We start from the raw sequence: 24553 nt of genomic DNA, 5'->3' as shown, positions 1-24553 counted from the left end.
TGAAATTAATGTCAGACTTGTTAAAAGGAAAGAAAATCCTTGTTATGGGAGTAGCTAATAAGCGTTCAATTGCATGGGGATGTTCCCAGATGATGATGGAAAATGGGGCTGAATTAATATTCACATATCAAAATGACAGAATAAAAAAAAGTTTGAGTCGTTTAGTTTCTGAAGAAGAAAAACTAGTAGAATGTGATGTTTCAGATGATGCAAGTATTGAAAATGCCTTTAAATTAGTGAATGAACGCTTTGGAAAAGTAGATGGAATTTTGCATGCAATTGCTTTTGCTAACAAGGAAGAATTGGGTGGAGAAATTATGCAAGCTAGTCGCGAAGGATATGCATTAGCTCAAGATATTTCAGCATATTCCTTAATTGCGGTTGCAAAGTACGGTCGTGAAATTTTAAATGATCCATCTAGTATTGTAACATTAACTTATTTTGGTTCAGAAAGAGCTATCCCTAACTATAATGTCATGGGAGTAGCTAAAGCATCTCTAGAAGCTAGTGTCCGTTATTTAGCTCGTGACATGGCTAAGTATGGTACTAGAGTTAATGCTATTTCTGCAGGAGCAATAAAGACATTGGCTGTTACTGGAATTAAAGGTCATTCAGAGTTATTAAAAATGTCTGAAGAAAGGACAGTTGATGGGGAATCAGTAACAATTAGAGAAGTAGGCGGAACATGTGCATTCTTGATGAGTGACTTGTCAACAGGTGTCGTAGGCGATGTTATTTACGTGGATAAAGGAGTCCATTTAATATAGTTAAAAAGTTGGAAGAGAGAGTCTCTTTCAACTTTTTTATAAATATGGAACTTATAATTAAAACCATTTTAGTTTATTTAATTAGTAAATATAGTATATAATGTAATTATGTATTATTGCTAAAGATTATCGAAAGTGGTGTAGTTATGACTGAAAAGGGAAAAGAGCAGAATGCATTATTTATAATTTTTGGTGCTACTGGTGATTTAGCACAAAGAAAATTATACCCTTCTTTATTTAATTTATATAAAAAAGGTTTTCTTTGTAAAAGATTTGCTGTAATTGGCACTGCACGTAGACCGTGGACTGATGAACATTTTCAACAAGTAGTAAGGAATTCTATTTCCGGAATGGAAGATACTGCTGCCCAAGCGACAGAATTTTCTCGCCATTTTTATTATCAATCTCATAATGTAAATGATGTAGAACATTACGTTACATTGAAGAAATTGGCAGAGAAACTGGATGAGAAATATAAAATTAATGGTAATAGATTATTCTATTTAGCAATGTCTCCACGATTCTTTGGAACAATATGTAAGTATCTAAAATCTGAAGAAATTGTGACAGATGAAGGTTATAATAGGGTAATTATTGAAAAGCCATTTGGTCATGACTTACAAAGTGCAGTTGAATTAAATGATGAGATTGCAAAATACTTCTCTGAAGAATCTGTATATCGTATTGATCATTATCTCGGTAAAGAAATGAATCAAAATATTTTAGCTGTTAGATTTGGTAATAATATTTTCCGTGCTCTATGGAATAATAGATATATTGATAATATTCAAATCACTTTGAGTGAATCTCTAGGTGTTGAAGATAGAGCAGGGTATTATGAAACAGCAGGTGCATTGAGAGATATGGTTCAAAATCATATTTTACAAATTGTCTCATTATTAACAATGAATGCACCAGTAACTTTTACTGATGTTGATATTCGCCGTGAAAAAATTAGTGCATTAAAAGCTTTACAATTGTATACTCCAGAAGAAGTTAAAAAATATTTTGTTCGTGGACAATATGCTCATACAGAAGATTTAAATGGTTATCGTGAAGAAGATCAAGTAGATCCAAATTCGACTACTGAAACTTTTGTTGCTGGAAAACTTCATGTTAATAGTATGAATTTTGCTGGGGTTCCAATTTATATTAGAACAGGTAAGAGATTAGCTGCAAAATCTACTCGTGTTGACGTAGTATTTAAGAATATGCCTAATAACATTTTTAATGCTAATAAGAAATTGTTACCTAATGTTTTGTCATTTGATATTGATGCAAATCCAGGTATGAGTTTAACTCTTAATACTAAGAAAGTTAGTCAATCAGGATATAAATTGGAAAATAGAGCATTGAGCTACCGTCATGATATCTCAACACAAGCAATTACACCAGAGGCTTATGAGAAACTAATTTTAGATGCGGTAAAAGGCGATGCTACTAATTTTGTTCATTGGGAAGAGGTTTACTATTCTTGGAGATTTATTGATTCCGTTAGAACAGCATGGGACAATGAAGATGTAACCCCTGATGAATTGACAAATTATAATTGTAATACTATGGGACCAAAAATTTCTGATGAACTACTAGCTAAGGATGGAAATTACTGGTTCTTTGATCCAACTAAATAGTAATTTAGCTAAACAAAAAAATCACAGCTCTGAATCTTTCAGAACTGTGATTTTTATTTGTATTAATAATTATTTATTCAAACGATCTTGAAGTTCTTTTGTTAATTCTTCGTAACCTGGACGACCAAGTAAAGCAAACATATTCTTCTTGTATGCTTCTACACCAGGTTGGTTGAATGGATTAATACCATTTAAGTATCCAGAAATAGCAACTGCAATTTCGAAGAAGTAGATCATGTAACCTAATGTGTATTCTGTTTGATCTGGAATGTTAACAATCATGTTAGGAACATTACCGTCTGTATGAGCAAGGACAACACCTTGGAAAGCTTTTGAGTTTACATAGTTCATGGACTTGCCTTCTAAGTAACCTAAGCCGTCAAGATTTTCTTCTTCTTTAGGAATATCTGTATCATTTGTTGGATTTCCTACAGTGATAACTGTTTCCATTAAATTACGCATACCTTCTTGGATGTATTGACCAAGTGAGTGCAAGTCTGTTGAGAAGTTTGCTGAAGAAGGATAGATACCCTTACCATCTTTACCTTCAGATTCACCCATCAATTGTTTCCACCATTCAGCAAAGTATTGTAATGTTGGTTCGTAATTTTCAAGAATTTCAGTTGTATAACCTTTACGATATAAAATATTACGTAAAGCAGCATATTGGTATGCTTCATTCTTTGTTAAATCAGCATCAGAATATTCTTCACGAGCATCAGCAGCACCTTGCATCAATTTATCAATATCAGCACCGGAAACTGCGATAGGTAATAAACCAACTGGTGTAAGTACTGAGAAACGACCACCAACATCATCAGGAATTACAAATGTTTCGTAACCTTCTGCGTCAGCTTCAGTCTTTAGAGCACCACGAGCACGATCAGTTGTAGCATAGATACGTTCACGAGCACCTTCAACACCGTACTTAGCAATTAATTTTTCCTTAAATACTCGGAATGCGATTGATGGTTCTGTAGTTGTACCAGACTTAGAAATTACGTTAACAGAGAAATCACGATCTCCGATTAATTCGATTAAGTCATGTACATAAGAACCAGAAATAGAGTTACCAGCGAAGAAAATTTGTGGAGCATTTCTCTTTTCAGCTGGTAATAAGTTGAAGAATTGGTGATGTAAGAAATCGATTGCTGCACGAGCACCTAAGTAAGAACCACCAATACCAATAACAACTAAAACTTCAGAATCAGATTGAATTTTTTTAGCTGCTTTTTTAATTCTGTCAAATTCGTCCTTGTCGTAATCAACTGGTAAATTTAGGAAACCGCGGAAGTCATTACCTGCACCAGTACCTTCGCGCAATTCTTTATCAACAGCAGTTACTAAAGCTTGCATTTCGCCAAGTTCATTGTCATTAACAAACTTAGTTAAGTTAGAGCTATCAAATGAAATATGAGCCATTATATATTCTCTCCTTATTAATAATAATTGTACGCTTACATTATACCGTAAAATAGTAAATTTGAACATATAAAATGAAGATAAATTATTAATTTTCCTTACAATCCCTTAAATATCAGTATAAGATAATAAGCATTTCTTAATTTATCTTTATCTTAATTGACGTATAAATTAGATAAGGGGTAAAATTATAAGTTAGTTAAGATTGAGAAAGGACGTAACTATCTTGAATTTACTCCGAATAAAAAAGTTCCTTAACACACGCTGGGGATTTTTCTCCTTGCTAGTCTTTTTATTTTGGTTAAAGACTATTTTAGTTTATTTTATAGACTTTCATTTAGGAGTTAAGGGCATCTATCAATATTTTGTACTTTTAGTTAACCCTTTAGCTACGACACTGCTCTTATTGGGGATAGCTTTGTATATTAAAAGGACGATTCCATCATATATATTTATGGGATTGATTTATATTGCGAATACAGCTTTACTGATGTTTAATGTCATCTATTATCGTGAATTCACAGATTTTATGACAATTAATACGATATTTGGATACTCTACGGTATCACAGGGATTGAGTGGAAGCTCGTTTGCATTGTTGAAACCACAAGATATTATTATTGTTGCAGATATAGTAATAGTTGCTTTAGGTTTTATCACCGGTTTTCTTCATTTAGATAAACGCCCAATTCCACGAGTGCAAGCATTAGCTTTAACTTCGTTCTCGTTGTTTTGTTTAGTATTGAATATTACTTTAGGTGAAATTAGCCGTCCACAGTTATTGTCAAGAACTTTTGATAGAAATTATCTAGTAAAGTATCTGGGAATAGATACCTATATGGTTTATGATGGATTGAAGACAGCAAGGAACAGTCAAGTTCGTAATAAAGCTGGAAGTTCAGACTTAAATAACATCATTAATTTTACGCGTAATCATTATGCTGAACCAAATTCTAAAATGTATGGAATAGCAAAGGGACGTAATGTAATCGTTATTCATTTAGAAAGTTTTCAACAATTTTTGATTAACTATAAACTAAATGATAAGGAAGTTACCCCATTTTTAAACAGTTTATACAATAGTAAAGAGACATATAGTTTTGCTAACTTTTTTAATCAGGTAGGACAGGGGAAAACTTCTGATGCTGAAAATATGTTGGAAACCAGTACGTATGGACTATCTCAAGGTTCTCTATTTTCAATACTTGGAACTGATAATACATTTGAGGGAGCTCCGGCTATATTAGGTCAGTCTCAAGGTTATACCTCGGCTGTCTTTCATGGGAATTCTGGATCATTTTGGAATAGAAATAATGTATATAAGAATTTAGGATATAATTATTTCTTTGATTCTAGTTACTATAATACTGATGCAAATAATTTAACTGAATATGGATTAAAAGATAAATTATTATTCCATGATTCTGTTAAGTATTTAGAAAGACTTCAACAACCTTTCTATACTAAATTTGTAACTGTATCCAATCATTTTCCTTTTGCTTTAGATGATCAAAATACATCCTTTGATAAGGCTAATACATCAGATGCTTCGATAAATAATTATTTTGTGACTGCTCATTATTTGGATCAAGCTGTGCAAGAATTTTTTGAATATTTAAAGAAGTCAGGATTATATGACAATTCGATTATCGTTTTATATGGCGATCACTACGGAATATCTGATACTAGGAATTTAAAATTAGCTTCATTGTTAGGTAAATCTTCATCTACATGGAGTGATTTTGATAATACTCAAATGCAAAGAGTGCCATTTATGATACATATACCAGGTACTAAAGATGGTGGTGTTCAAACTCAATATGGTGGAGAAATAGATGTATTGCCAACGTTACTGCATCTATTGGGAATAGATTCTCGCGATTACATTCAATTTGGAACAGATTTATTTTCATCAAAACACGATCAAGTAGTTGCATTTAGAAATGAAGATTTTATAACTCCAAAATATACAGTGGTTGGTAATACTATTTACCAAAATAGTACGGGGAAAATATTAACCCACCCTAGTCAAAAAGTTAAAGATGAGATAAAGAAGGATAGGGAAAAGGTTAATACCGAACTCTCCTTATCAGATACATTGAATAACAAGAATCTCTTAAGATTTTATATACCAACGGGATTTACTCCTGTTGATCCTAAGAAATATAACTACACTAATCAATATGGTCAGATTTTAAAGATTCAAGAGGATTTAGGAAAGAAGTCTACATCGCTATGGTCTAAAAATGGAAATAAAACAACTATTGATGATTATAGTTCAGACGCACCTGAATTAACAACAACAGATCAAAATGAAGCTAATATATCAAGTGTAAAGAACACATTAAAATCCAACAAAAAAGAATCAATAGATACATCATCTTCATCGGCAGAAAGTGATTCTGATCAATGAAAATGATGAAAAAACCAGTAAAGAAGTAAGTTACTATCCTTTACTGGTTTTTTTGATAATAAAAAAGCTAACCTTTCTATAATAAGAAAAGTTAGCTATAGTTCAGACATTAAAGTCCAAAAATAATATTATAAATTAAAACGCCTGAAACAGCAGCGCAAATAGGTGCTAATACTGGAACCCATGCATAATCCCATTGAGAAGAACCTTTATGTTTTAATGGAAGTAATGCATGAACGATACGAGGACCCAAGTCACGAGCAGGGTTTAAAGCAGGTCCAGTAGGTCCACCGAATGAAGTAACTAAAACCATAACTAGTAAACCGATACCTATGTATCCAGCACCTTGGTTACCATGTTCAAAGAATGAAGTATGAGTAATTGCTAGAGCGCCAAAAACTAAAGTAAATGTTCCAAAGAATTCGTTAATAAAACCATTGAAACGACTATTTGTTGCAGAAATAGTTGAGAATGTTCCCAAAATACTTTCAGGGTCTTCAGTAATATCGTAGTGAGGGTAGAAACAAGCAACTACGACCAATTGGCCAGCGATGGCACCTAAGAATTGTGCTAATATGTATAAAAATGCTTCATTCCATGGAAATGCTCCATTGATAGCTAAACCTAAAGTCATAGCAGGGTTAAATTGTCCCCCAGAAACACTACCAAACATCAAAGCTGGAACCAAAACAGCAAAACCATAACCGATGGAGATTGTAATCCAACCACTATGGTAGCCTTTAGTTCCTTTTAATTCAACGTCAGCTACAGATCCGTTACCTAACATAAGCATAATTGCAGTTCCAAAAAATTCTGCAGCTAATCGTGTAAATAATGGAAAATCCATATTATCCTCCTAAAGATATATGTTATATGTATGTAAGTAATATTAATACTCATATTATAATAATGAGTGATTAAAGCTATGTCAATAAGCAACTTGAAAATTAAAGTAATAATTTTCAAAAATCAAAAAAGTTTGTGAAAATAGTGTTTTTAGTTGCAATATATTCAAACAATACACTAGAATATTATTAGTGATTAAAGGAGGAAATTACATATGATGTCACAACCAATTGAACAAATGTTAATGAGAAACAGTGAGGATTTTTTAATTCCAGCTGATATTGTAGCAAATGTTCAAGAAGAAAATCATTTAGATCATGCTTTTATGGTATTGACTAAGGTGAGATATGCTAAAATTCCTGTTTTAGATCATAATCAAAAATTTAAAGGATTACTTTCATTGTCTATGATAACTGAAGAAATGTTAGGATTAAAAGGAATCGATGCAAGATGCCTTTCGAAAAAACAAGTTAAAGATGTTATGCAGACAGAGGTAGAAACAATAAAACCGACAGCTGATTGTGAGGAAATATTGCATCGTTTAGTTAATCAACCTTTTTTAGTTGTTGTAGATGATGATAATCGTTTCTTAGGTATTGTTACCAGAAGAGAATTATTAAAAAGTATGAATTATTTATCACATGAATTTGATAATTTTTATGTAACTGAACCTAAATAATTAGGCCTAATAAGGAGGAAAAATAATGGCAAAACTTGACGCTCATGATATTATTAGAACAATAGCTGAATCAAAAAAGAAGACGCCAGTTAAGGTTTATGTAAAGGGAGATTTAAATTCTTTAGACGTACCTTCAAATGTTGAAACATACTTTACTGACAATGTTGGTGTTATGTTTGGTGATTGGGCAGATGTAGAACCTATCTTGAAGGATTCCTCTGTTGAAAGTTATCATCTAGAAAATGATGGTCGAAATACTGGGGTAGCGATGGTAGATAAGAAGAAATTCAATGCAAGAATTGAACCAGGCGCAATTATCCGTGACCAAGTTGAAATTGGTGATAATGCTGTTGTTATGATGGGAGCTGTAATCAATATTGGTGCTGAAATAGGCGAAGGCTCAATGATAGACATGGGAGCTGTATTAGGTGGCCGTGCGATTGTCGGCAAGAACTGTCATATCGGTGCTGGAACAGTGTTAGCAGGTGTGGTAGAACCACCTTCTGCACAACCAGTTGTGATTGAAGATGATGTTTTAATCGGAGCTAATGCAGTAGTCCTTGAAGGTGTACGTGTTGGTAAAGGTGCAGTGGTAGGTGCTGGCGCTGTTGTTACTAAAGATGTAGAACCTTACACTGTAGTTATGGGAATGCCTGCTAAGAAAGTTAAAGATGTTTCCCAAGTGGATGATTCTAAAACTGAAATTGTTGATGATTTACGTAAATTATAATTAATAAAGAGCATGTGAAATATAAGTTGTTTCACATGTTTTTTGTTTATAGGACTATTTAATCTGGTTATATTAGAGTATAATGAGTATGATTAAAATAGATAAAGGGTGTAATTATGACTTTACAAGAAAATGAATTAATAAAAATCCGAAGAGATCTTCATCAAATACCAGAAATCGGTTTGGAGGAATATGAAACTTCTGATTATTTGTTAAAAATAATTAACAGTTTACCACAAGAGAATTTAGAGATAAAAAGATGGAAGACAGCTATCTTGGTTCATCTTAATGGTGAAAATAAGAATTATACCATAGGTTATAGAACTGATATTGATGGATTACCAGTTGAGGAAAAAACAGGTTTGCCATTTTCATCAAAGCATGATGGGAGAATGCATGCATGTGGACACGATATTCATATGACGGTTGCTTTAGGTGTATTAAGTTATTTTGCTAGTCATCGTCCTAAATATAATATGACATTTATTTTCCAACCTGCGGAAGAAAATGCAAGTGGTGGAATGAAACTTTATCAAAGTGGTGAATTAGACGAATGGATGCCAGATGAAATCTATGCATTACATGATAATCCACAACTTCCTGCTGGTACAATTGGTTGTCGTAAAGGTACTTTATTTGCAGGTACATGTGAAATACATGTGAAATTTATTGGTAAAAGTGGACATGCTGCATATCCACATCAAGCTAATGATATGGTAGTTGCAGGAGCTCAATTCGTTAACCAAATTCAAACTATTGTAAGTAGAAATGTCGATCCGATTCAATCAGGTGTAGTTACTTTAGGTCATTTTTCTGCAGGAACAACAGGAAATGTAATTTCTGGTGTTTGTCAAATAGACGGGACAATCAGAGCTTTAACTCAAGAAAATAATTTGCTTATTCAAAAGCGTGTACGTACAATTGCCGAAGGAATAGCACATAGTTTCGATTGTGAATTGGAAATCGATTTGCATCAAGGTGGGTATTATCCTGTTGAAAATGATGATAATACAACAGAAGCTTTCATTAATTATATGAAAAATGAAGATGATGTAGATTTTGTTGAAACATTACCTGCGATGACGGGAGAAGACTTTGGCTATTTAATTTCAAAAATTCCAGGAACAATGTTTTGGTTAGGAGTAGATAGTCCTTATTCTCTACATTCTGAATATTTAGCACCTAAAGAAGAATCGATTATGTTAGGTGTAAATGCAATCACAGGTTATCTTAAAAATAGACAAGAAAGCTTAAATAAATAGATGCATTTTGAATGTGTCTCTCATTTATAAAAATATACCCCGTAGTTACTTAGATTTTTATCTAATAATTACGGGGTATTTGCTATATATAATTGATTACTTAGCTGATAGATTAATAGGAGAAATAGGCATCTCTAAACCAGCTTGTTTTAAAGCCTCTAAATATTTTGCGAGAAATGCCCTTTGAACAGGAGCTTGGGCACCATTTTTAGTAAAAATAATTACTCTGTAAACAAGACCATTTGGAGTTTCAACTACACCTAAAATTTGCGGTTTTTTGGTAATATCATCAAATTTGGGAGTTAAGGATTTGTTTACATTTTGTATAACAGTTTTAATTTTATCAAAGTCTTGGTTAGGCTTAACATGGATATCAATTTGGGCTCGCATATCATTACGTGAAAGATTGCTAACAATTGTGATGCTTCGATTAGGTATGTAATGTAGGGTACCATCATAGTCAAGAATTTGTGTCGTTCTTAAACCAAAAGCTGCTACCTTTCCAGAAATAGTCCCGATCTTAACGTCATCACCAACTGTAAATTGTTGTTCTAAAAGAATAAAAAATCCAGTAACCACGTCAGTAACAAATCCTTGAGCACCTAAACCTATTGCAACACCCATGATTCCAGCACCAGCAATTAAAGAGCCTATTGGAATCCCTAGCAAAGATAATACTGCATAAAAATAGAAGAACAAAATAAAATAATGGAAGATATTTTGCGATAATGTGTAAGCTGTATTAATTCTTCCAGAAGACAATGACTCAACCAAACGATTTTTTTTAAAAGCTCGTTTGATAATTTTCTTACCAATATAATGAAAAATATAAAATAGCAACGAGACTAACAGTAACAAAATAGTTGTTGTTATAACTTTAGAAAGTAATTCATCCCAATTAAAGTTATCGATATATTTTTTGAAAATATTAGTATCAGTGCTAACTTTTTTAGTAATGATATTAGATTCCAACCAAAAATTAAGCAAAATTCCCATCCTTTCTGAAAATGACTAAATTAAGCATATCAAAAAAAGCAAGAAATTTAAATTGTAAAAATAATGTTGCAAAATTTTTTGTAAAATAATTAATTAATAATGAGAATTAAGAGCAAGATATACAAATGGAGTAAATAATTAGGTACTATATATAGAAAATATTTAATTTAAGGAGGAATTATGAGAAGTATAATAAAAAAAGAATTCACTTTAAGTAATGAAGAACAGGAGATTTTAGCAAGAGCTTGTCGTATAAAAAAATTCAAGTATGCAGAAACTATTTACAATGAAGTTGATGATCGTACACACTATTACTATTTAATAAATGGAAATATTGAAATTACAAAGTTATACGGTGATAGGGAGGTTCCTTTTTATAAAGGTAGGGGAAGATTTTTCCCTAATTTTAGTCAAAATGAAGAGTTATGTTGTGAAAGAGTAACAGTTGCTTCTAAAATAGCGACTGTATTGGTTATTAAACATGATGTTATGGAGAAATTAGTTAGAGCAGGTAAAGAATTTTGTAATCTAGTTTGGGATGATATTATTGAGGAACTGGATTTTTTAAAGAGTTTATCTCAAGAAATTGGTAATCGTAATAAACTAGAAGCATTAGATAGGACATGTAGACTATATGCAATATTTATAGATGAGAAAGATAAGCATGGACATTATGAATTACCCCGATCATTAAATCAAGAGAAATTATCTAAAATATTAGGTACTACACGTGTAACAGTTAACAAAAAAATAAAAGAATTAAGACAAAAAAGAGTTCTTCTCCAGAAGGAAAGAAATATGAGAATAGCTAACGAAGCAATTGAAGAATTTAAAAATTTCCTATGAAGATAGGTTTAGATAGATAAATAGATACATAATTGTGATAAAATTACAGACTACTTATTGTAAAAGATTAAAAAACGCTATAAACGTTGATACAATAGCATTTTTTAAATATCAACTTTTATAAATAATTATCTAAAATCATACAAAATAGACTACAAAACAGACTACTAACAGACTGCTAACAACCCGTTTAAATATCGGTAGAATGAGAATAAAAGATTAATATACAGACTGTTTTTTGCAAGGTGTTTTTAACTGAGGGACGCCTTTTTATTTTGGTCTGAGTTAGATGCAAGTTATAGGATGCGTACACTAGGAAAATAATTTCTAGATTAGTTGAGCCGAGTTTTCGGCTCTATTTTTTCACTGCGTAATTTTGCTCAGTGAGATTATGTATATTCTGACTGCGAAATTTTCCGCACTCGTATTTAATATTTCATTCTTTGGCAATGAGCTGAATTTTCAGCCGTATTAAAACTTTTAAAGGGTAGTCCAAAAATGTCTTAGCCTTAAGGATGTATTTTCACTGCTTAATTTTCAGCCGTGAGAATACATAAAACACTGAGCTGAATTTTCGGCTGAGTTAATTTTTTATCTATTATTCAGAAAGATGCTCGATACCTTTAACATATAGCCGGTCAATTTGACGCTCTGAATAACATAGAATGTTAGCAATCTCACTTAAGCTATGATTTTCAAGAAAATATAGGTCTAAAATTTCCGCCTCTAATTGATTATCTAGATCTAACAATCTATCTTGTATCTCGTTGCTTATCTTGATTGCATCGCCTGTAAGTTTACTAATTTTTCCCTCAATGTATTCTTTTTGTGCCAAAATATCATCCAGTGTTTTAGTTACAGTGCTAGAGGGTTGCGATGAATAAGATACGCCTTTTAGGCTACAACGTTCATCAAGTCTATCTAGTTTATCTTTTAATCTATCTATCTTTTCATGCATCCTACGATATTGCATTAAGTAGGCTTTATTGTGCTTAAATTCGTTGTCTGTATTCATTTGCTAAACCTCTCTTTAAAAGTTGTTTGAACTGAGCGGAAAATCCCGCTTAGTAAGGGCATCGCCTGTATTGAAACAATAAAATTATGCTCCTCTAGTATAGCGTGAAATTCCGCTCTATTAATTATTGACTATTTGTCAATGAACCCTTGATATAAATTTAACCGAGCCAATTTCGGACGGGTTAAGAATTAAATATTTTCCTCTAAAATTATAAGTGTTTTTTTACTGAAAAACGAATTTAATGTATAAGTACCTCATCACCGTTGAACGCTAATTATTTCAAGTATTTATTGAGGTTAGGGGGCTACATGTTTAAATCAACTCAATCGAATTACAATAATTTTATTTTGCGATGTATGGATTAATATAACTTAAGGCATAGAATGCGTTTATTTCTCTATTTTTGAATGAAAATAGTGGAAATATTAACATGAAATATTTTTGAGTGTAATTATACTGGATAAGGTTTAAATGTCTTGAAACGTGTTTATTTAGCTCTTGTAATGTTAGTTCTAAGCGTCTGTAATTCTAGTAAGCTATGTAATTGTGTTAGTGATTTAAACAAAGGCGTATCTATAAACTGCTTAAAAGATGTCCTCAATTTTGGGGAGATCTAGTTGTATTAGTGGATTAAATAACGGCGTGTAAGCAATAAAAAAACATGCTACCAAGTGGCAACATGTAAATAATTAGCAATCATGGTATAATATAACTACCATGTTACTAAGGATCTTAGAATTAAGGTTCTTAGTTATTATCATTTTTTCGTATTTGCTACCGTGGTTCATCGCTACGGTAGTTTTTTTATATCCAGTTAGTTCTCACGGTCGAATTTTCGACAATGAATTAATTTTCTGAGTTAGCAACTTAAAAGGGTAGATGCATCTTGACTACTCTTTATATTCTAGTAAGTCTATATCAGCTAGTAACTTTAAACGTTGAGCAAACTCATAACAAGCATTATTAAATATACGATAAGTTGATTTATGACTGTAGCCAATAATTGACTCAACCTCAATCATCATTTTATTATCTATCAATCTGTATCTTAAAACTTTGGCTTTTAGTGGATCTAGGCTATTAATGCATTGATTAATGTTGTTAAGATAGCCTTGTGCCTTTATTCGTTTTAACTGCGTACTTTCAATATTGTTAATAGGCGATGAGGTAACCTTTAACTTATCGTATCTAATTCCTTGTAATTGATCCTCACTAGCAAGCATCAGCAACTTATCATATTTGACTTTAAAAAAGTATTTTACATTATCAATCGTCTTTTTAATGTCTATCTCTTTTTCATCGCCAAGTAACTCACTTAATTCATTCACTTAATATCATCGCCTTTTCAATCATATCTTGTCTTTGTTGTTCAAGTTTCTCTATTCCTTTTTTTATTGCCTCATTATCTGGATGCTCTGATAAAAATAATTTGCCTCCATATATTTGTTCATCAATTTTATTTAGTTCATCTCTAATTTGTTTCAGTCTCTTAAGCTCTGCTCTTACATTTTCGTTATCTAATTTGCCTTGATGTATTTGTTCATCAATTTTATTTAGTTCATCTCTAATTTGTTCAAGTTTCTTAAGCTCTGCTTTTATTACCTCATTATCTGGAAAGTTCTCTAAAAATAATTTGCCTTGATGTATTTGTTCATCAATAGGGTCTCTTTCTTTTTCTTTTAGCGGAACTTTTCTTTTTCTTTTCTCTTGTGGTTCAGAGGGTAAAAATTCTTTTGCATCTTGTAAATACCTTTCAAAATTATTAGGTGAAAGTAATGTCTTAAATCTAAGATACCTATTCATCTTCTCGCTATCTTTCCATTCATTTACTTTATATTCAATTACATTAACTAGATCCTCTTTAGTATAACCATCATTCAATAAATCTTTAATATATTGTCTATTAGTTTCTGTATTCCTAAAGTCCTTATCAGCTAATTCATTAAACCATTCAATAAACTCATTATAATCAAATTTATTTGAGTTATAAGTATCTGTGTTATTCTCTGTGTAATCTCTGGTATTGGTTGTATCATTTTGATACTTTCCATTGGTGCAATTTGATACTATCGTTGTATCATTTTGATACAATCGTTGTCCCATTTCGTTCAATAAGTTATAGTCAATCCTATACCATTTTGTTTTATCAAAGTTCTTTTTGTTATAGTTACCTGTAATTAATAAGCCTTTATCCTCTAGCGATTTAAATTTCCTTTTAAGCGTTGCTATAGCTAACCATGGAAATTGTTTCTGCCACTCTGCTACGCTATTATATACCCACTTATAACCATCATGAATATTGTTTGAACGTTCTAACCAGTAATGTATCTGTTGTAAAATTATTGCCTCATTTATTCCTAATAACTTTGCTAAACTAGGCAATATTACTATTGGTTTTTCATCCGTTATTAATTTACTCATACTTTCATCTCTTTCTAGTTAGGTTACTGAGACTATAGGCGATGCGTTCTTTTAGTGTTGGTTTTATAATATTGTTGTTTTCCTGTAGCAAGGTTTTATAGTGATTGAGGTATTGCATTTGTTTGTTCTTACTTGATAAATCGGCATCGCTTATTTTTCCAATGTCTTTTATTATCTTGTTGGTTTCATACCACGATGAAATTAAACCGTGTTTTATATACTTGTATAGTGCGATGTAAGCTTGTTCTTTTGCATCATACTGTTTCTTTAACTGGTTAATGTAGGGTATACTTGCATCAGCTAGTTCAATTCTTTGTATCGTGTTTCTTAGTTCCGTTAGTTCTTTGCTTAGCTTTATGAAAGAGTAATAATCATCGCTTGCATTATTGAACTCATCTAGATAATTTCTAATCTCGTTTAATATATATGTTGTATCTTTTTTACTCATGTTTTTCGCCTCTATTCTCTAAAATAAAAGAGTGTATTTCCAATTAGGTATAATTACACTCAGTTAATAGGTTATGTTGTTTTTTTGAATGAATTCAGTACGATTTTGAGCAAATAAAGCATTTTAAGCCTTGTTGTTTTGTCTAAATGTTTTCAATCTCTCGCTTGCTTGCTTTCTTTGCTCCTCGGTCATCGTTCTTTTCTTATTGATTGAAACATTACCGCCTTTAATGCATCCGTCTAGCATGGATAACACGCCCTTAGCATCGTAACCTTTTCTATACTGCTTACTTTCATCAAGGTATTTCTCGTATTTTTTAATGTGTTTAGGTACGTCTGTATAGATGTGCCACTGGTCTAATAGTTCATCATAAATTAATATAGTTTCTCTCTCGTCTTTAGTTGGTACATTCCAATTTTGTATATCATCGTTCATTTTGTACCTCCTGTATGGTATAATAAAAAAGCACAAATAAATCGAATGCTTTTATTTGTTTGTGATCGTTTAAGATATTTATTTTCTCGAGCTTATTCAGCCACTAACTGAATAGGCTTTTTCTTTTGCTCTCAATCAAAAAAATCACCATTTTTAATTGCTCTTACAATTTCATCAAGAATGTATCCAGTACTAACAGACAAGGCAATTAATATAATGTATTGAGCGATGTTAAGTGTGTAAGTAATCATTGTTTTTGTACCTCTTTCCATTCATTAAAGTTGGTTGTTAGTTTCCTAATGAGTTTCAATTCTTCTCGTGCTTGAGATCTTATCGGTGCTATTGTTTCCAGTAGGGCATCTTGAGTATTGATAAGATAATAACCGTTTTTCTTTGTTCCTCTCACCGCTCCAATAGGTACGCCATACATAAATCTCAAAGTGTTGATAGCATCTCTTAATTGTCTTTCATTCAATCCAGTTAGTAGTATTAATTGTTTTGTTTTCACTGGATTATCTAAACTAGAGTTACAGACAACGTTAAAAATATTGCTTAATGTTTTGCTTGTTGGTATTCCGTTAATTGTCTCGGTCATTTTCATCACCTCGTATAATTTTCTTACTAAAATTGTCTAACTCGTTTGAGAGTTGCTTTATATAATCATCTAAAAAGTAGAGGCGGTTTAATTCATCGCTTTTACTTATGTCTGACTTATTCAAGTTAAAAAGTATTAACTCGCTTATGTCGTTTAATTGGATTGAATAAGTTGCTAATTCATTAGATACGTCATACATGTCTATCTTTTTCATTGTTAAATCCCTCTCTGTATTTCTTTTGATTTCATAAAGTTTATAAAACTTTGCTTTCCTATTGCCTTAATTGAGTCAACAGTGGCAACTGGTAATCCCTCAGCAATAAATTTATTAATTGTATTCGGTGCGTATCCCGCCCATTTAGCAAACTCTTTTTTGTTTAAATAAGGGGCTTGCTCTTTCTCAATGCGTTCATCAATCAATTCATTTACTAAGTCTGAGCTTAGTCTATCTAGCAATGAGGGTACTAATTCCTTAAATTGTTCATCGGTTAAATAAACCTTAATTACTGGCGATGCTTGTTGTGTTTGTTGTTTATCACTTGTATATAAACTCATTGTAAAAACTCCTCTCTAATAGTCCTTATATCTTTAAGTAAAAGATGCGTCCAATTTTGGACAAGTCTTTTTGTTTTTGATTGTTTTAATTTCATCTATTGATGTTTAAGCGGGTTGTTGTTGTGTTAATTACTGTATTTTTGATAGATAACTTTAGAAACATGTAAATTATCAAGTTGTAAAGTTTCTTTAGTTATGATTAGTTTGATCGTTGCATTTAATATTTCCTCACGTTTGGCAAGTTGTTCGGTAGTTAAATCCTTTTTATTTGGGATTTTGTCTAACTTGTAAAATAATTTCAGTGCTTTATTAGTGATTAAGTTAGCTTTAATATAATGTTCTTTAGTTGGTTTAATTAGTCCGTCTTTTAACTGTTGCATCGCTTTTCTTTGATGCTCTTTATCTAGCATCTTAAAGGCTTGATACTGTTCTAATCCTTGATCTTGTCTCATCTTCTGAATAGTTGTATATATCCATTCTTGAAATTCTTTAGCTTGTGGCTTGTTGCTCCTCATGATTGCTTGATATATTCCAAGTTCCGTTAATGTTGTGTAATTATGATTAGTAAATTTTTTAAGATGTCCGCCGTTTTGGTGGTACTCTCTAATTTTTGATATATCTTTATCAGTTACTAAATAACTACTTTGATATTCCTTATTTATTCGCTTTAGCATCTTGTTAGTATCTGAATACTCTAAAGCGTCTGCGATGTCTTTGGCTATTGCTTGCCATTCAGTATCTTTATTTACGAACCTAATTTCATGATTTAACCATTTTTCGACTTTAACCATGTCTAAGCCTCCTTATTTTTCTAGTAATTGTTTGATTAACCAACTATTAATTATCTTTGCATTATTTGATGTTATCCCTTGTCCCTTTAAGGCTCTAGCTAGTGAAAAACGACTCACACCAATTTCTTGAGATAGTGCAAAGGTTGTTATATTCATTTCGCCTTTAAAGCGTCTTAGAGCTTTAAGTTGTTCTTCTGATAAAAGCATTCTATTCACCTCTTTTTTCTCGTAATGAGAGCTAATATTATAGTATTATATTACAGTCTCTTTTTGAGAATGTCAAGAGAACTGTTCTCAAGTTGAGACTGTTTGTGTTATAATTCTCTTTAGAAAGTTGGTATAAATTATGAATAATAGAATTAAAGAAATTAGAAATAAAGAAAAACTAACCTTAAGAGAGTTGAGTCAAAAAATAGGTATAGCAAGTAATACATTAAGCCAATATGAAACAGGAAAAAGAGAACCTAAATTAGAGATGTGGCAAGCATTGGCAAAGAGTCTCAGTGTTCCAGTTCCTTATTTGCAAGGGTTAGGCGTCTCGAGGAGCGAGGCTATTAACTATGTAGTGGATAAAATTCTCGATGAAAATGAGCAAGATAATTATTTCTCAATTTTTCGGAGTATAACGAAAAATTTATGGTACGAACTAACGAGGGACGATGTGAATTACATTAATAGTAATTGGGGTTCGGGTTTGCGTTTTTCTGATAATTTCGTTGAGGACTCGATAGATAGGGATAGTAGTCGCTATTTTATTGAAAATTTGATAGATAATAATAATCGTCAAGCATTAGGTTATTTGGTCGGTAAATACTTACCGTTGGTAAATGATTATAATTTTTTAGCGTCAGTTCCTAGCGATGTAGATGCTTACTACATGACAATAGAAAAAAAATATCATGATGATAAGCTTGCTAGTAATTTTTCAAACATGCAACAAATACTAGAAGAATATCAAGAGGAAAAATATAAAGATGATCTTGTTAATTTATCCTCAAACAAAAATAAAGATGTAGTGTTATTTGAGTCTATTTGTAATCTATTCATCTCAGATATTGGCGTGAAAAGTGCCTTGCTAAGTTATTCGGATGATAGAAAAATAGAGATTAATAAAAACGTTCAAGCGTTATTTAATTTATTAACTACTGATACGAATGATAAAAGAGTTTTAGAGATAAGAGAAAATGTAAAAGATCAGCTTGATGCTTATGCTAATGATAATGAGGACTAGGTTTTTCCGTTTTTTCGGATTTTTCCGATAAACCTATTAGATCAATGATTTACTCAAGCCATTTTTGGCTCTAGTGCTTTTATCGTCTTACTCAATTTTGAGAAACACGGCAAGTATTAGGTTTTGAACATTTTTGTTCATAACGGTAGTAGCAACATTCTTATTTTTGAGAAAGTTCAAACTTTACGCCCTGTAACTGTTAGTCAAAAATGATTAATAGCTCTCTAGCGTGATAGACAAAAATGTCCAACACGGGAAATATAAGTTTTTTTCAAGGTTATTCCAGTAGATGCATCGCTTATATTTAGTTTTTCACTTTTTTGTGATAAAGCCTTGTTTATAGGTTTTCGACAAAAATGTCTAAAAGGTAGTAGCAACTTTTTCAAAAGGCATAAAATTCAGACTTTAAAAAGTATTTTAGGACTGCTCAAAATTGAGCTAAAGTCCTCAAGCATCTCATTCTAGATAAATACATATATTCATCTATTGATATTTAAGCGGGTTGTTAGACTAAATACGAGGATGATTGAACATGGTAAAAATACAAAAATATCTAGATAAAGATGAAAATACACGTTATAAGTTCCGTTATTATGCGGGTGTTGATGAATTGACTGGAAAGCAACGTTATATAAGGCGTCAAGGTTTTACCAGTGAAGAGGATGCAAAGAATGAGTTATTAAAGATAGAGTACTTAGTTAGAACTAACCAATATTTTAAAGATGTTAAGAGTGGTAAATTTGGCGATGTCTTAGATGAATGGTTAGCATTGCATAAAACAAGGGTTAAGGCGTCAACTTGGCGTGGTATTGAAAAGCGTGTAAAAAAATATGTCCGTCCATATTTCAATGATATGTATGTAGACAAGATAACTTTGAGGCATTGCCAAGATTTCACTAGTAAAGTATCTAATAAAACGCCAAAATCTTATGTATATGTAACTGGCATCGTTAAAAATACACTTGATTATGCTTTAAGACTTGGCATGATTGAAAGCAATCCAATGCTTTATGTGATTAAGCCTAAACCAGTTCAGCAAGTACAAGATAGTTCTAAGCATGATAATTTTTATAATCGTGATGAATTAAAAAAGTTTTTGGATACTGCTAAAGATATAGATTTTAAAAAATATGCTCTGTTCCGTTTGCTTGCTTATTCTGGTATGAGAGTAGGCGAATGCTTAGCTCTAACGTGGCATGACTTGGATATTAAAAATAAAACTGTATCAGTAAGTAAAACAGTTGCTAGAACAGAAAAAGGGCTTGTAATTCAAACGCCAAAAACTAAAGCAAGCAATAGAAAAATAAGTCTTGATGATAGGACTATTCAGATATTAAAAGAGTGGCAACTTAAGCAAAGAAAACAATTACTAATGTTTGGTATTAATGCGATGAGTAAAGATCAATTGATATTTAGTAATAATTCGAATGCTTTTATAACCAATGCAACAGTAAGAGGGTATATTAAGCAAATATCAGAGAAAGCCGGCATCTACCGAATAACTACTCACGGTTTTAGGCATACTCATGCTACGTTACTTTTTGCGTCTGGTATGGATATTAAGCAAGTACAAGCTAGATTAGGTCATAGCAAAGTACAGACAACCCTTGATGTTTATACTCATACAATGAAAGAAAAGCAAGATAAAATAGGCGATGAATTTGCGAGATATGTCGACCTTTAGACTAAGTACAGACTATAAAACAGACTGCCAAGAGTTAGTAAGGTTCAAAATACCGCTATATAAAGGCTTTTGGCGTCCAATATATAATTGTGATAAAATATACTGAGTAATTTTATTGACAAGGAAGTTAATGAATGAAGATAAAAGATTTTTTTGAAAAGATAAAGGATGACTTTTTAGCTAATTCTAGAATTTTTGGTTCTTGGTTTAAGAAAAAATGGACAAGATATCAAGGATGGCGATGGTTAACAATAGTCTTTTTAAGTATATTTTTCTTAATTAGTAGTTATGGAGTTTTTTTAGCCAAAAAGACAAATGTTAGAGGGTTAAAATCAGCATTACAAACCTCCACTGAGATTTATGATTATAAAGGACAAAAAGCAGGAGCATTATATTCACAAAAAGGGACATGGGTACCTCTTGATAAGATATCTGATAATGTTCAAAATGCTGTCTTATCTACGGAAGATCGTAATTTCTATCATGAGTATGGTTTTTCTATTACTGGTATTGGAAGAGCTACTCTTTTATATGCTAAAAACAAGATTTTACACAGAGATTATATAAGTGGCGGTGGTAGTACACTAACGCAACAACTTGTAAAAAATGCATTTCTTTCTCAAGAACAGACATTTTCAAGAAAAATTAAAGAAATATTTATTGCTATGCAAGTAGAAAATGATTACTCAAAGAAAGATATTTTAGCAATGTATCTAAATAACGCTTATTTTGGAAATGGTGTTTGGGGAGTAGAGGATGCAGCTGAGAAATATTTTGGTGTACATGCTAGTGAATTAAGTGTGCCACAAGCAGCTACCCTAGCAGGTATGTTAAAGAGTCCAACAGCTTATAATCCAATAGATCATCCCCAAGCTTCAAGAGATAGAAGAAATGTAGTTTTGGGATTGATGGAGGATAATAAAAAGTTAAGCGCAGAACAAGTTAGTCAGTATCAAGCAACTCCAATGACAACAAATGATAACTATCAATATACATCTAGTTATAGATATCCATATTATTTTGATGCAGTTATTAACGAGGCGATGAATAGATATGGGTTAAGCGAAACAGATATTATGAATAGAGGATATAAAATATATACATCCTTGAATCAAAATTATCAAAATGAAATGCAAGATGATTTTGCTGACAGTAGTTTATTCCCATATAATGCAGAAGATGGAACTAAAGCACAAGGGGCATCTATTGCTATTAATCCGCAAAATGGGGGTGTAGCTGCAGTTGTAGGTGGAAGAGAAGGAACTCATGTATTTAGAGGGTATAACCGTGGTACACAATTAGTAAGATCGCCAGGATCAACGATAAAACCTCTAGCTGTATATACCCCAGCTCTTCAGTCAGGATATCATTATGATACTGATGTAAAAGATGAATTAAAGGCATATGGTAAAGATAAGTATGAGCCTCATAACTGGAATGACGTGTACTCTGGAGAAATTCCTATGTACCAGGCCCTAGCTGAAAGTAAAAATACTTCTGCTGTATGGCTATTAAATAAAATTGGAGTTTCTAAAGGTTATAAGTCTGTCGAAAAATTTGGAATAAAGTTAACTTCAGATGACGAAAATCTAAGTTTAGCATTAGGTGGCTTGAAGAAGGGAGTTTCACCTTATCAAATGGCCAATGCTTATACGGCCTTTGCAAATGGAGGGAAATTATATACTGCACATTTTATTACAAAGATAGTCGATGCACAGGGCAAAGTGATTGTGGATAATACAGAGAATGATTCTAAAAAAATAATGACTAAAAAAATTGCCAATGAGATGACTAGTATGATGATGGATGTATATAGGACAGGTGGAACAGGTCAATCTGCTAGTCCAAGTGGATATACGATTGCTGGGAAAACTGGTTCTACCGAAAGTTTAACAGCATCTAATAGTTCAAATGAAAACGATCATTGGTATATAGGATACACACCAGATGTAGTAGTAGCAACTTGGGTAGGCTTTGATTCTACTAAGTATTCGTTAAGTGAAGAAGGTATTAGAGGTGGAGCGAGTCTATTTAAGAATGAAATGGAAGGTATTTTGCCTCATACTGCTGGAAATACGTTTACTGTTAAGCCAGCTTCAACTATGGTAGCCCAAGAAAGTGGTGCTTCATCAAGTTCATCAAATGTATGGGATACATTTAGAAAAGCGGGTGAAACATTAGATGATTCATTCTCTAAATCAGCATCTGATTGGGGAAGTAAGGCTTCATCTTTGTTTGATCAAGGAAAACAAAAATTACAAGAATGGTTTGGACAATAAGAATATATGTTAAAATAAGAATATAAAGATTTTGGAGGAATTATTATGATAAATGTTTATGATACAGCTAATCAATTAGAAAAAGATTTACGTGAATCACAAGAATACAAAGATTTGCAAGCAGTTGTTGCTAAAGTTAAGGCAGATGATGCTACTTTTGCAGTTTATAAGAAGTTAAGAGAAGCACAAAAAACTTTACAAGAACAACAAATGCAAGGAACGCTTGACGAAAAAGTGATGAAATCATTACAAGAAATTAGTCAAGAAGCTTCTCAATATCCACTAATGATGGAATTGATGGAAAAAGAACGTGCCATCAGTGTTTTGATTGATGATTTGAATAAGATAATTTTTAAACCTTTAAGTGAAGTATATGATATAGAAGGTTAAGATTTAACTCCCATGGAAGCACAGAGTTGCTTAACTGGGAGTTTTTATTTTAAAATAAGTTTTAGAGAAACATTAAGTGTGAGGAAAAGTAGGAATGGAAGAAAAAAAGTTATTAGATTTTTCAATAAATGAAAATATGGATATTTTTGTTTTGATTAAAAGTGCTGAAGTAAGAGTAGCGAAAAACGGAAAAAAGTTTATTGCCTTTAATTTTGCTGATAAATCAGGTGAAATAAGTGCTAAATTCTGGAATGCAACTGAAAAAGAAATCGAAGAATTTAAAGAAGGAAAAGTTGTCAGATTAAAAGGAAAAAGAGAGAATTATCAAGATAATCCGCAAATTAAGATATTTAATTTAAGAATTGCTACAGAAAATGAACCTAACAAACCTGAATATTATTTACAAACTGCGCCAGAATCAATTAAAAAAATTGAAGAAGAAATTAACAATACATTTTTTGAAATTACTAATCCTAAATGGAATAGAATAGTGAGATATTTGCTAAATAAATATCATGATAGTTTCTTTTTATTTCCTGCGGCTAAGAAAAATCACCATGCTTTTTCTGGAGGATTAGCATTTCATACAGTATCTATGTTGAGGTTAGCCAAAGCAATTGCCAAGGAATATGATGTATTAAATGAGTCATTGTTATATGCAGGAGTTCTTCTTCATGACTTGGGGAAAGTAAAAGAATTATCTGGACCGATAGCGACTAAATATACACTAGAAGGTAACATGATAGGGCATATTGTAATTGTTGACGAAGAAATTGTAAAAGCGTGTGAGATATTGCAGATAGATTATAATAGCGAAGAAGTAATTTTGCTAAGGCATATGATATTATCACACCATGGTTTGTTAGAATATGGGTCACCGGTCAGACCACATATTATGGAAGCTGAAGTATTACATCAAATCGATCAACTTGATGCATCGATTCAAATGATGAAGAGTTCGTTAAGTCATACAGAATTTGGTGAATTTTCTGAGCGTATTTTTGGTCTTGATGGTCGTAATTTCTACAAACCTAAAGAATAAAGATATCAAGTAGATATTATTTTATTAGAAAATAAAAAGGCACATAGTCGAAATTGACTTGTGCCTTTTGTT

25 protein-coding genes are annotated in these 24553 nt (G+C 31.9%); 12 read left to right on the top strand and 13 right to left on the bottom strand.

What is annotated here, in order from left to right; genetic code table 11:
* The first annotated feature begins 8 nt into the window (after positions 1-8).
* Both fabI and zwf read left to right on the top strand, forming a co-directional pair.
* Positions 9-767 carry an enoyl-ACP reductase FabI gene (gene fabI, locus OZJ21_RS08015; protein ID WP_003709800.1) on the top strand — a complete coding sequence of 253 codons (759 nt, stop codon included), beginning with the start codon at positions 9-11 and terminating at the stop codon, positions 765-767.
* Positions 768-913: 146 nt separating this feature from the next.
* Complete coding sequence (zwf, locus tag OZJ21_RS08010; protein ID WP_003705857.1) at positions 914-2398, top strand: glucose-6-phosphate dehydrogenase; 1485 nt, start codon at positions 914-916, stop codon at positions 2396-2398.
* Between the two features lie 69 nt (positions 2399-2467).
* Here the strand turns inward: zwf and OZJ21_RS08005 are convergent, their stop codons facing one another.
* Positions 2468-3820: a glucose-6-phosphate isomerase gene (locus tag OZJ21_RS08005; protein ID WP_003699746.1), complete on the bottom strand. Its 1353-nt coding sequence runs from the start codon at positions 3818-3820 to the stop codon at positions 2468-2470.
* Between the two features lie 226 nt (positions 3821-4046).
* Here OZJ21_RS08005 and OZJ21_RS08000 point away from each other — a divergent pair, with 226 nt between their 5' ends.
* Positions 4047-6233: an LTA synthase family protein gene (locus OZJ21_RS08000; protein ID WP_081559303.1), complete on the top strand. Its 2187-nt coding sequence runs from the start codon at positions 4047-4049 to the stop codon at positions 6231-6233.
* A 109-nt stretch (positions 6234-6342) separates the two neighbouring features.
* On the opposite strand, the gene OZJ21_RS07995 is transcribed toward OZJ21_RS08000, so the two are convergent.
* Positions 6343-7080, bottom strand: coding sequence for an MIP/aquaporin family protein (locus OZJ21_RS07995; protein WP_081559305.1), 738 nt, complete (start codon positions 7078-7080; stop codon positions 6343-6345).
* Between the two features lie 213 nt (positions 7081-7293).
* Between OZJ21_RS07995 and cbpB the strand changes: the two genes are divergently transcribed.
* From cbpB to OZJ21_RS07980, 3 genes are all read left to right on the top strand, one after another.
* The gene (cbpB, locus tag OZJ21_RS07990; RefSeq protein ID WP_003705862.1) at positions 7294-7758 is read left to right on the top strand and encodes a cyclic-di-AMP-binding protein CbpB; all 465 of its coding nucleotides are present in this window, start codon (positions 7294-7296) and stop codon (positions 7756-7758) included.
* Between the two features lie 25 nt (positions 7759-7783).
* Positions 7784-8488 carry a 2,3,4,5-tetrahydropyridine-2,6-dicarboxylate N-acetyltransferase gene (gene dapD / locus OZJ21_RS07985; RefSeq protein ID WP_003708242.1) on the top strand — a complete coding sequence of 235 codons (705 nt, stop codon included), beginning with the start codon at positions 7784-7786 and terminating at the stop codon, positions 8486-8488.
* A 116-nt stretch (positions 8489-8604) separates the two neighbouring features.
* Entirely contained in the window at positions 8605-9750 is a 1146-nt protein-coding gene (locus OZJ21_RS07980) for an N-acetyldiaminopimelate deacetylase (protein ID WP_081533807.1), read from the top strand.
* A 96-nt stretch (positions 9751-9846) separates the two neighbouring features.
* Here OZJ21_RS07980 and OZJ21_RS07975 read toward each other — a convergent pair whose 3' ends face one another.
* Positions 9847-10746: a mechanosensitive ion channel family protein gene (locus OZJ21_RS07975; RefSeq protein ID WP_003708240.1), complete on the bottom strand. Its 900-nt coding sequence runs from the start codon at positions 10744-10746 to the stop codon at positions 9847-9849.
* A 180-nt stretch (positions 10747-10926) separates the two neighbouring features.
* Here OZJ21_RS07975 and OZJ21_RS07970 point away from each other — a divergent pair, with 180 nt between their 5' ends.
* Complete coding sequence (locus OZJ21_RS07970) at positions 10927-11592, top strand: Crp/Fnr family transcriptional regulator (protein ID WP_081533823.1); 666 nt, start codon at positions 10927-10929, stop codon at positions 11590-11592.
* A gap of 598 nt (positions 11593-12190) precedes the next feature.
* Here OZJ21_RS07970 and OZJ21_RS07965 read toward each other — a convergent pair.
* The 10 genes from OZJ21_RS07965 to OZJ21_RS07920 form a co-directional block, all read right to left on the bottom strand.
* Positions 12191-12607, bottom strand: coding sequence for a sigma factor-like helix-turn-helix DNA-binding protein (locus tag OZJ21_RS07965; protein ID WP_268857646.1), 417 nt, complete (start codon positions 12605-12607; stop codon positions 12191-12193).
* 893 nt (positions 12608-13500) lie between these two features.
* Positions 13501-13938, bottom strand: coding sequence for an ArpU family phage packaging/lysis transcriptional regulator (locus OZJ21_RS07960; protein ID WP_003699552.1), 438 nt, complete (start codon positions 13936-13938; stop codon positions 13501-13503).
* Positions 13931-15031, bottom strand: a complete 1101-nt coding sequence (locus tag OZJ21_RS07955) for a conserved phage C-terminal domain-containing protein (protein WP_268857645.1) — start codon at positions 15029-15031, stop codon at positions 13931-13933. The genes OZJ21_RS07960 and OZJ21_RS07955 overlap by 8 nt, the downstream gene beginning before the upstream one ends.
* 4 nt (positions 15032-15035) lie before the next feature.
* Complete coding sequence (locus OZJ21_RS07950) at positions 15036-15479, bottom strand: hypothetical protein (RefSeq protein ID WP_268857644.1); 444 nt, start codon at positions 15477-15479, stop codon at positions 15036-15038.
* A 123-nt stretch (positions 15480-15602) separates the two neighbouring features.
* Complete coding sequence (locus tag OZJ21_RS07945) at positions 15603-15914, bottom strand: hypothetical protein (protein ID WP_003699556.1); 312 nt, start codon at positions 15912-15914, stop codon at positions 15603-15605.
* Positions 15915-16161: 247 nt separating this feature from the next.
* Positions 16162-16509: a hypothetical protein gene (locus tag OZJ21_RS07940; protein WP_268857643.1), complete on the bottom strand. Its 348-nt coding sequence runs from the start codon at positions 16507-16509 to the stop codon at positions 16162-16164.
* Entirely contained in the window at positions 16493-16723 is a 231-nt protein-coding gene (locus OZJ21_RS07935; protein ID WP_268857642.1) for a hypothetical protein, read from the bottom strand. Before OZJ21_RS07935 ends, OZJ21_RS07940 begins: the two co-directional genes overlap by 17 nt.
* Positions 16724-16725: 2 nt before the next feature.
* Entirely contained in the window at positions 16726-17064 is a 339-nt protein-coding gene (locus OZJ21_RS07930; RefSeq protein WP_268857641.1) for a hypothetical protein, read from the bottom strand.
* 125 nt (positions 17065-17189) lie between these two features.
* Positions 17190-17855, bottom strand: coding sequence for a BRO-N domain-containing protein (locus OZJ21_RS07925; RefSeq protein WP_195218955.1), 666 nt, complete (start codon positions 17853-17855; stop codon positions 17190-17192).
* Positions 17856-17867: 12 nt separating this feature from the next.
* Positions 17868-18062, bottom strand: coding sequence for a hypothetical protein (locus OZJ21_RS07920; RefSeq protein WP_268857640.1), 195 nt, complete (start codon positions 18060-18062; stop codon positions 17868-17870).
* Positions 18063-18201: 139 nt separating this feature from the next.
* Between OZJ21_RS07920 and OZJ21_RS07915 the strand changes: the two genes are divergently transcribed.
* The 5 genes from OZJ21_RS07915 (at position 18202) to OZJ21_RS07895 (ending at position 24481) form a co-directional block, all read left to right on the top strand.
* Positions 18202-19086: a helix-turn-helix domain-containing protein gene (locus tag OZJ21_RS07915; protein WP_268857639.1), complete on the top strand. Its 885-nt coding sequence runs from the start codon at positions 18202-18204 to the stop codon at positions 19084-19086.
* Between the two features lie 532 nt (positions 19087-19618).
* Entirely contained in the window at positions 19619-20770 is a 1152-nt protein-coding gene (locus tag OZJ21_RS07910) for a tyrosine-type recombinase/integrase (protein ID WP_268857638.1), read from the top strand.
* A gap of 134 nt (positions 20771-20904) precedes the next feature.
* Positions 20905-23049, top strand: coding sequence for a PBP1A family penicillin-binding protein (locus OZJ21_RS07905; RefSeq protein ID WP_003699754.1), 2145 nt, complete (start codon positions 20905-20907; stop codon positions 23047-23049).
* A gap of 45 nt (positions 23050-23094) precedes the next feature.
* Positions 23095-23439 (top strand): YlbF family regulator, encoded by a 345-nt coding sequence (locus tag OZJ21_RS07900; RefSeq protein WP_003699755.1) that lies wholly within the window; start codon positions 23095-23097, stop codon positions 23437-23439.
* Between the two features lie 94 nt (positions 23440-23533).
* Positions 23534-24481 carry a 3'-5' exoribonuclease YhaM family protein gene (locus OZJ21_RS07895; RefSeq protein ID WP_003708235.1) on the top strand — a complete coding sequence of 316 codons (948 nt, stop codon included), beginning with the start codon at positions 23534-23536 and terminating at the stop codon, positions 24479-24481.
* Positions 24482-24553 lie beyond the last annotated feature (72 nt).

Source organism: Ligilactobacillus sp. UO.C109, assembly GCF_026847815.1.
GTDB lineage: Bacteria > Bacillota > Bacilli > Lactobacillales > Lactobacillaceae > Ligilactobacillus > Ligilactobacillus salivarius.
The sequence above is the reverse complement of the archived record's forward strand: the minus strand, read 5'-3'. Positions and strand labels throughout refer to the sequence as shown.

Excerpts from the sequence above, each read along its gene's own strand:
- fabI (WP_003709800.1), top strand. The coding sequence starts at position 9 with ATGTCAGACTTGTTAAAAGGAAAGAAAATCCTTGTTATGGGAGTAGCT.
- zwf (WP_003705857.1), top strand. The coding sequence starts at position 914 with ATGACTGAAAAGGGAAAAGAGCAGAATGCATTATTTATAATTTTTGGT.
- OZJ21_RS08005 (WP_003699746.1), bottom strand. The coding sequence starts at position 3,820 with ATGGCTCATATTTCATTTGATAGCTCTAACTTAACTAAGTTTGTTAAT.
- OZJ21_RS07995 (WP_081559305.1), bottom strand. The coding sequence starts at position 7,080 with ATGGATTTTCCATTATTTACACGATTAGCTGCAGAATTTTTTGGAACT.
- cbpB (WP_003705862.1), top strand. The coding sequence starts at position 7,294 with ATGATGTCACAACCAATTGAACAAATGTTAATGAGAAACAGTGAGGAT.
- dapD (WP_003708242.1), top strand. The coding sequence starts at position 7,784 with ATGGCAAAACTTGACGCTCATGATATTATTAGAACAATAGCTGAATCA.
- OZJ21_RS07980 (WP_081533807.1), top strand. The coding sequence starts at position 8,605 with ATGACTTTACAAGAAAATGAATTAATAAAAATCCGAAGAGATCTTCAT.
- OZJ21_RS07975 (WP_003708240.1), bottom strand. The coding sequence starts at position 10,746 with ATGGGAATTTTGCTTAATTTTTGGTTGGAATCTAATATCATTACTAAA.
- OZJ21_RS07970 (WP_081533823.1), top strand. The coding sequence starts at position 10,927 with ATGAGAAGTATAATAAAAAAAGAATTCACTTTAAGTAATGAAGAACAG.
- OZJ21_RS07965 (WP_268857646.1), bottom strand. The coding sequence starts at position 12,607 with ATGAATACAGACAACGAATTTAAGCACAATAAAGCCTACTTAATGCAA.
- OZJ21_RS07955 (WP_268857645.1), bottom strand. The coding sequence starts at position 15,031 with ATGAGTAAATTAATAACGGATGAAAAACCAATAGTAATATTGCCTAGT.
- OZJ21_RS07950 (WP_268857644.1), bottom strand. The coding sequence starts at position 15,479 with ATGAGTAAAAAAGATACAACATATATATTAAACGAGATTAGAAATTAT.
- OZJ21_RS07945 (WP_003699556.1), bottom strand. The coding sequence starts at position 15,914 with ATGAACGATGATATACAAAATTGGAATGTACCAACTAAAGACGAGAGA.
- OZJ21_RS07940 (WP_268857643.1), bottom strand. The coding sequence starts at position 16,509 with ATGACCGAGACAATTAACGGAATACCAACAAGCAAAACATTAAGCAAT.
- OZJ21_RS07935 (WP_268857642.1), bottom strand. The coding sequence starts at position 16,723 with ATGAAAAAGATAGACATGTATGACGTATCTAATGAATTAGCAACTTAT.
- OZJ21_RS07930 (WP_268857641.1), bottom strand. The coding sequence starts at position 17,064 with ATGAGTTTATATACAAGTGATAAACAACAAACACAACAAGCATCGCCA.
- OZJ21_RS07925 (WP_195218955.1), bottom strand. The coding sequence starts at position 17,855 with ATGGTTAAAGTCGAAAAATGGTTAAATCATGAAATTAGGTTCGTAAAT.
- OZJ21_RS07920 (WP_268857640.1), bottom strand. The coding sequence starts at position 18,062 with ATGCTTTTATCAGAAGAACAACTTAAAGCTCTAAGACGCTTTAAAGGC.
- OZJ21_RS07915 (WP_268857639.1), top strand. The coding sequence starts at position 18,202 with ATGAATAATAGAATTAAAGAAATTAGAAATAAAGAAAAACTAACCTTA.
- OZJ21_RS07910 (WP_268857638.1), top strand. The coding sequence starts at position 19,619 with ATGGTAAAAATACAAAAATATCTAGATAAAGATGAAAATACACGTTAT.
- OZJ21_RS07905 (WP_003699754.1), top strand. The coding sequence starts at position 20,905 with ATGAAGATAAAAGATTTTTTTGAAAAGATAAAGGATGACTTTTTAGCT.
- OZJ21_RS07900 (WP_003699755.1), top strand. The coding sequence starts at position 23,095 with ATGATAAATGTTTATGATACAGCTAATCAATTAGAAAAAGATTTACGT.
- OZJ21_RS07895 (WP_003708235.1), top strand. The coding sequence starts at position 23,534 with ATGGAAGAAAAAAAGTTATTAGATTTTTCAATAAATGAAAATATGGAT.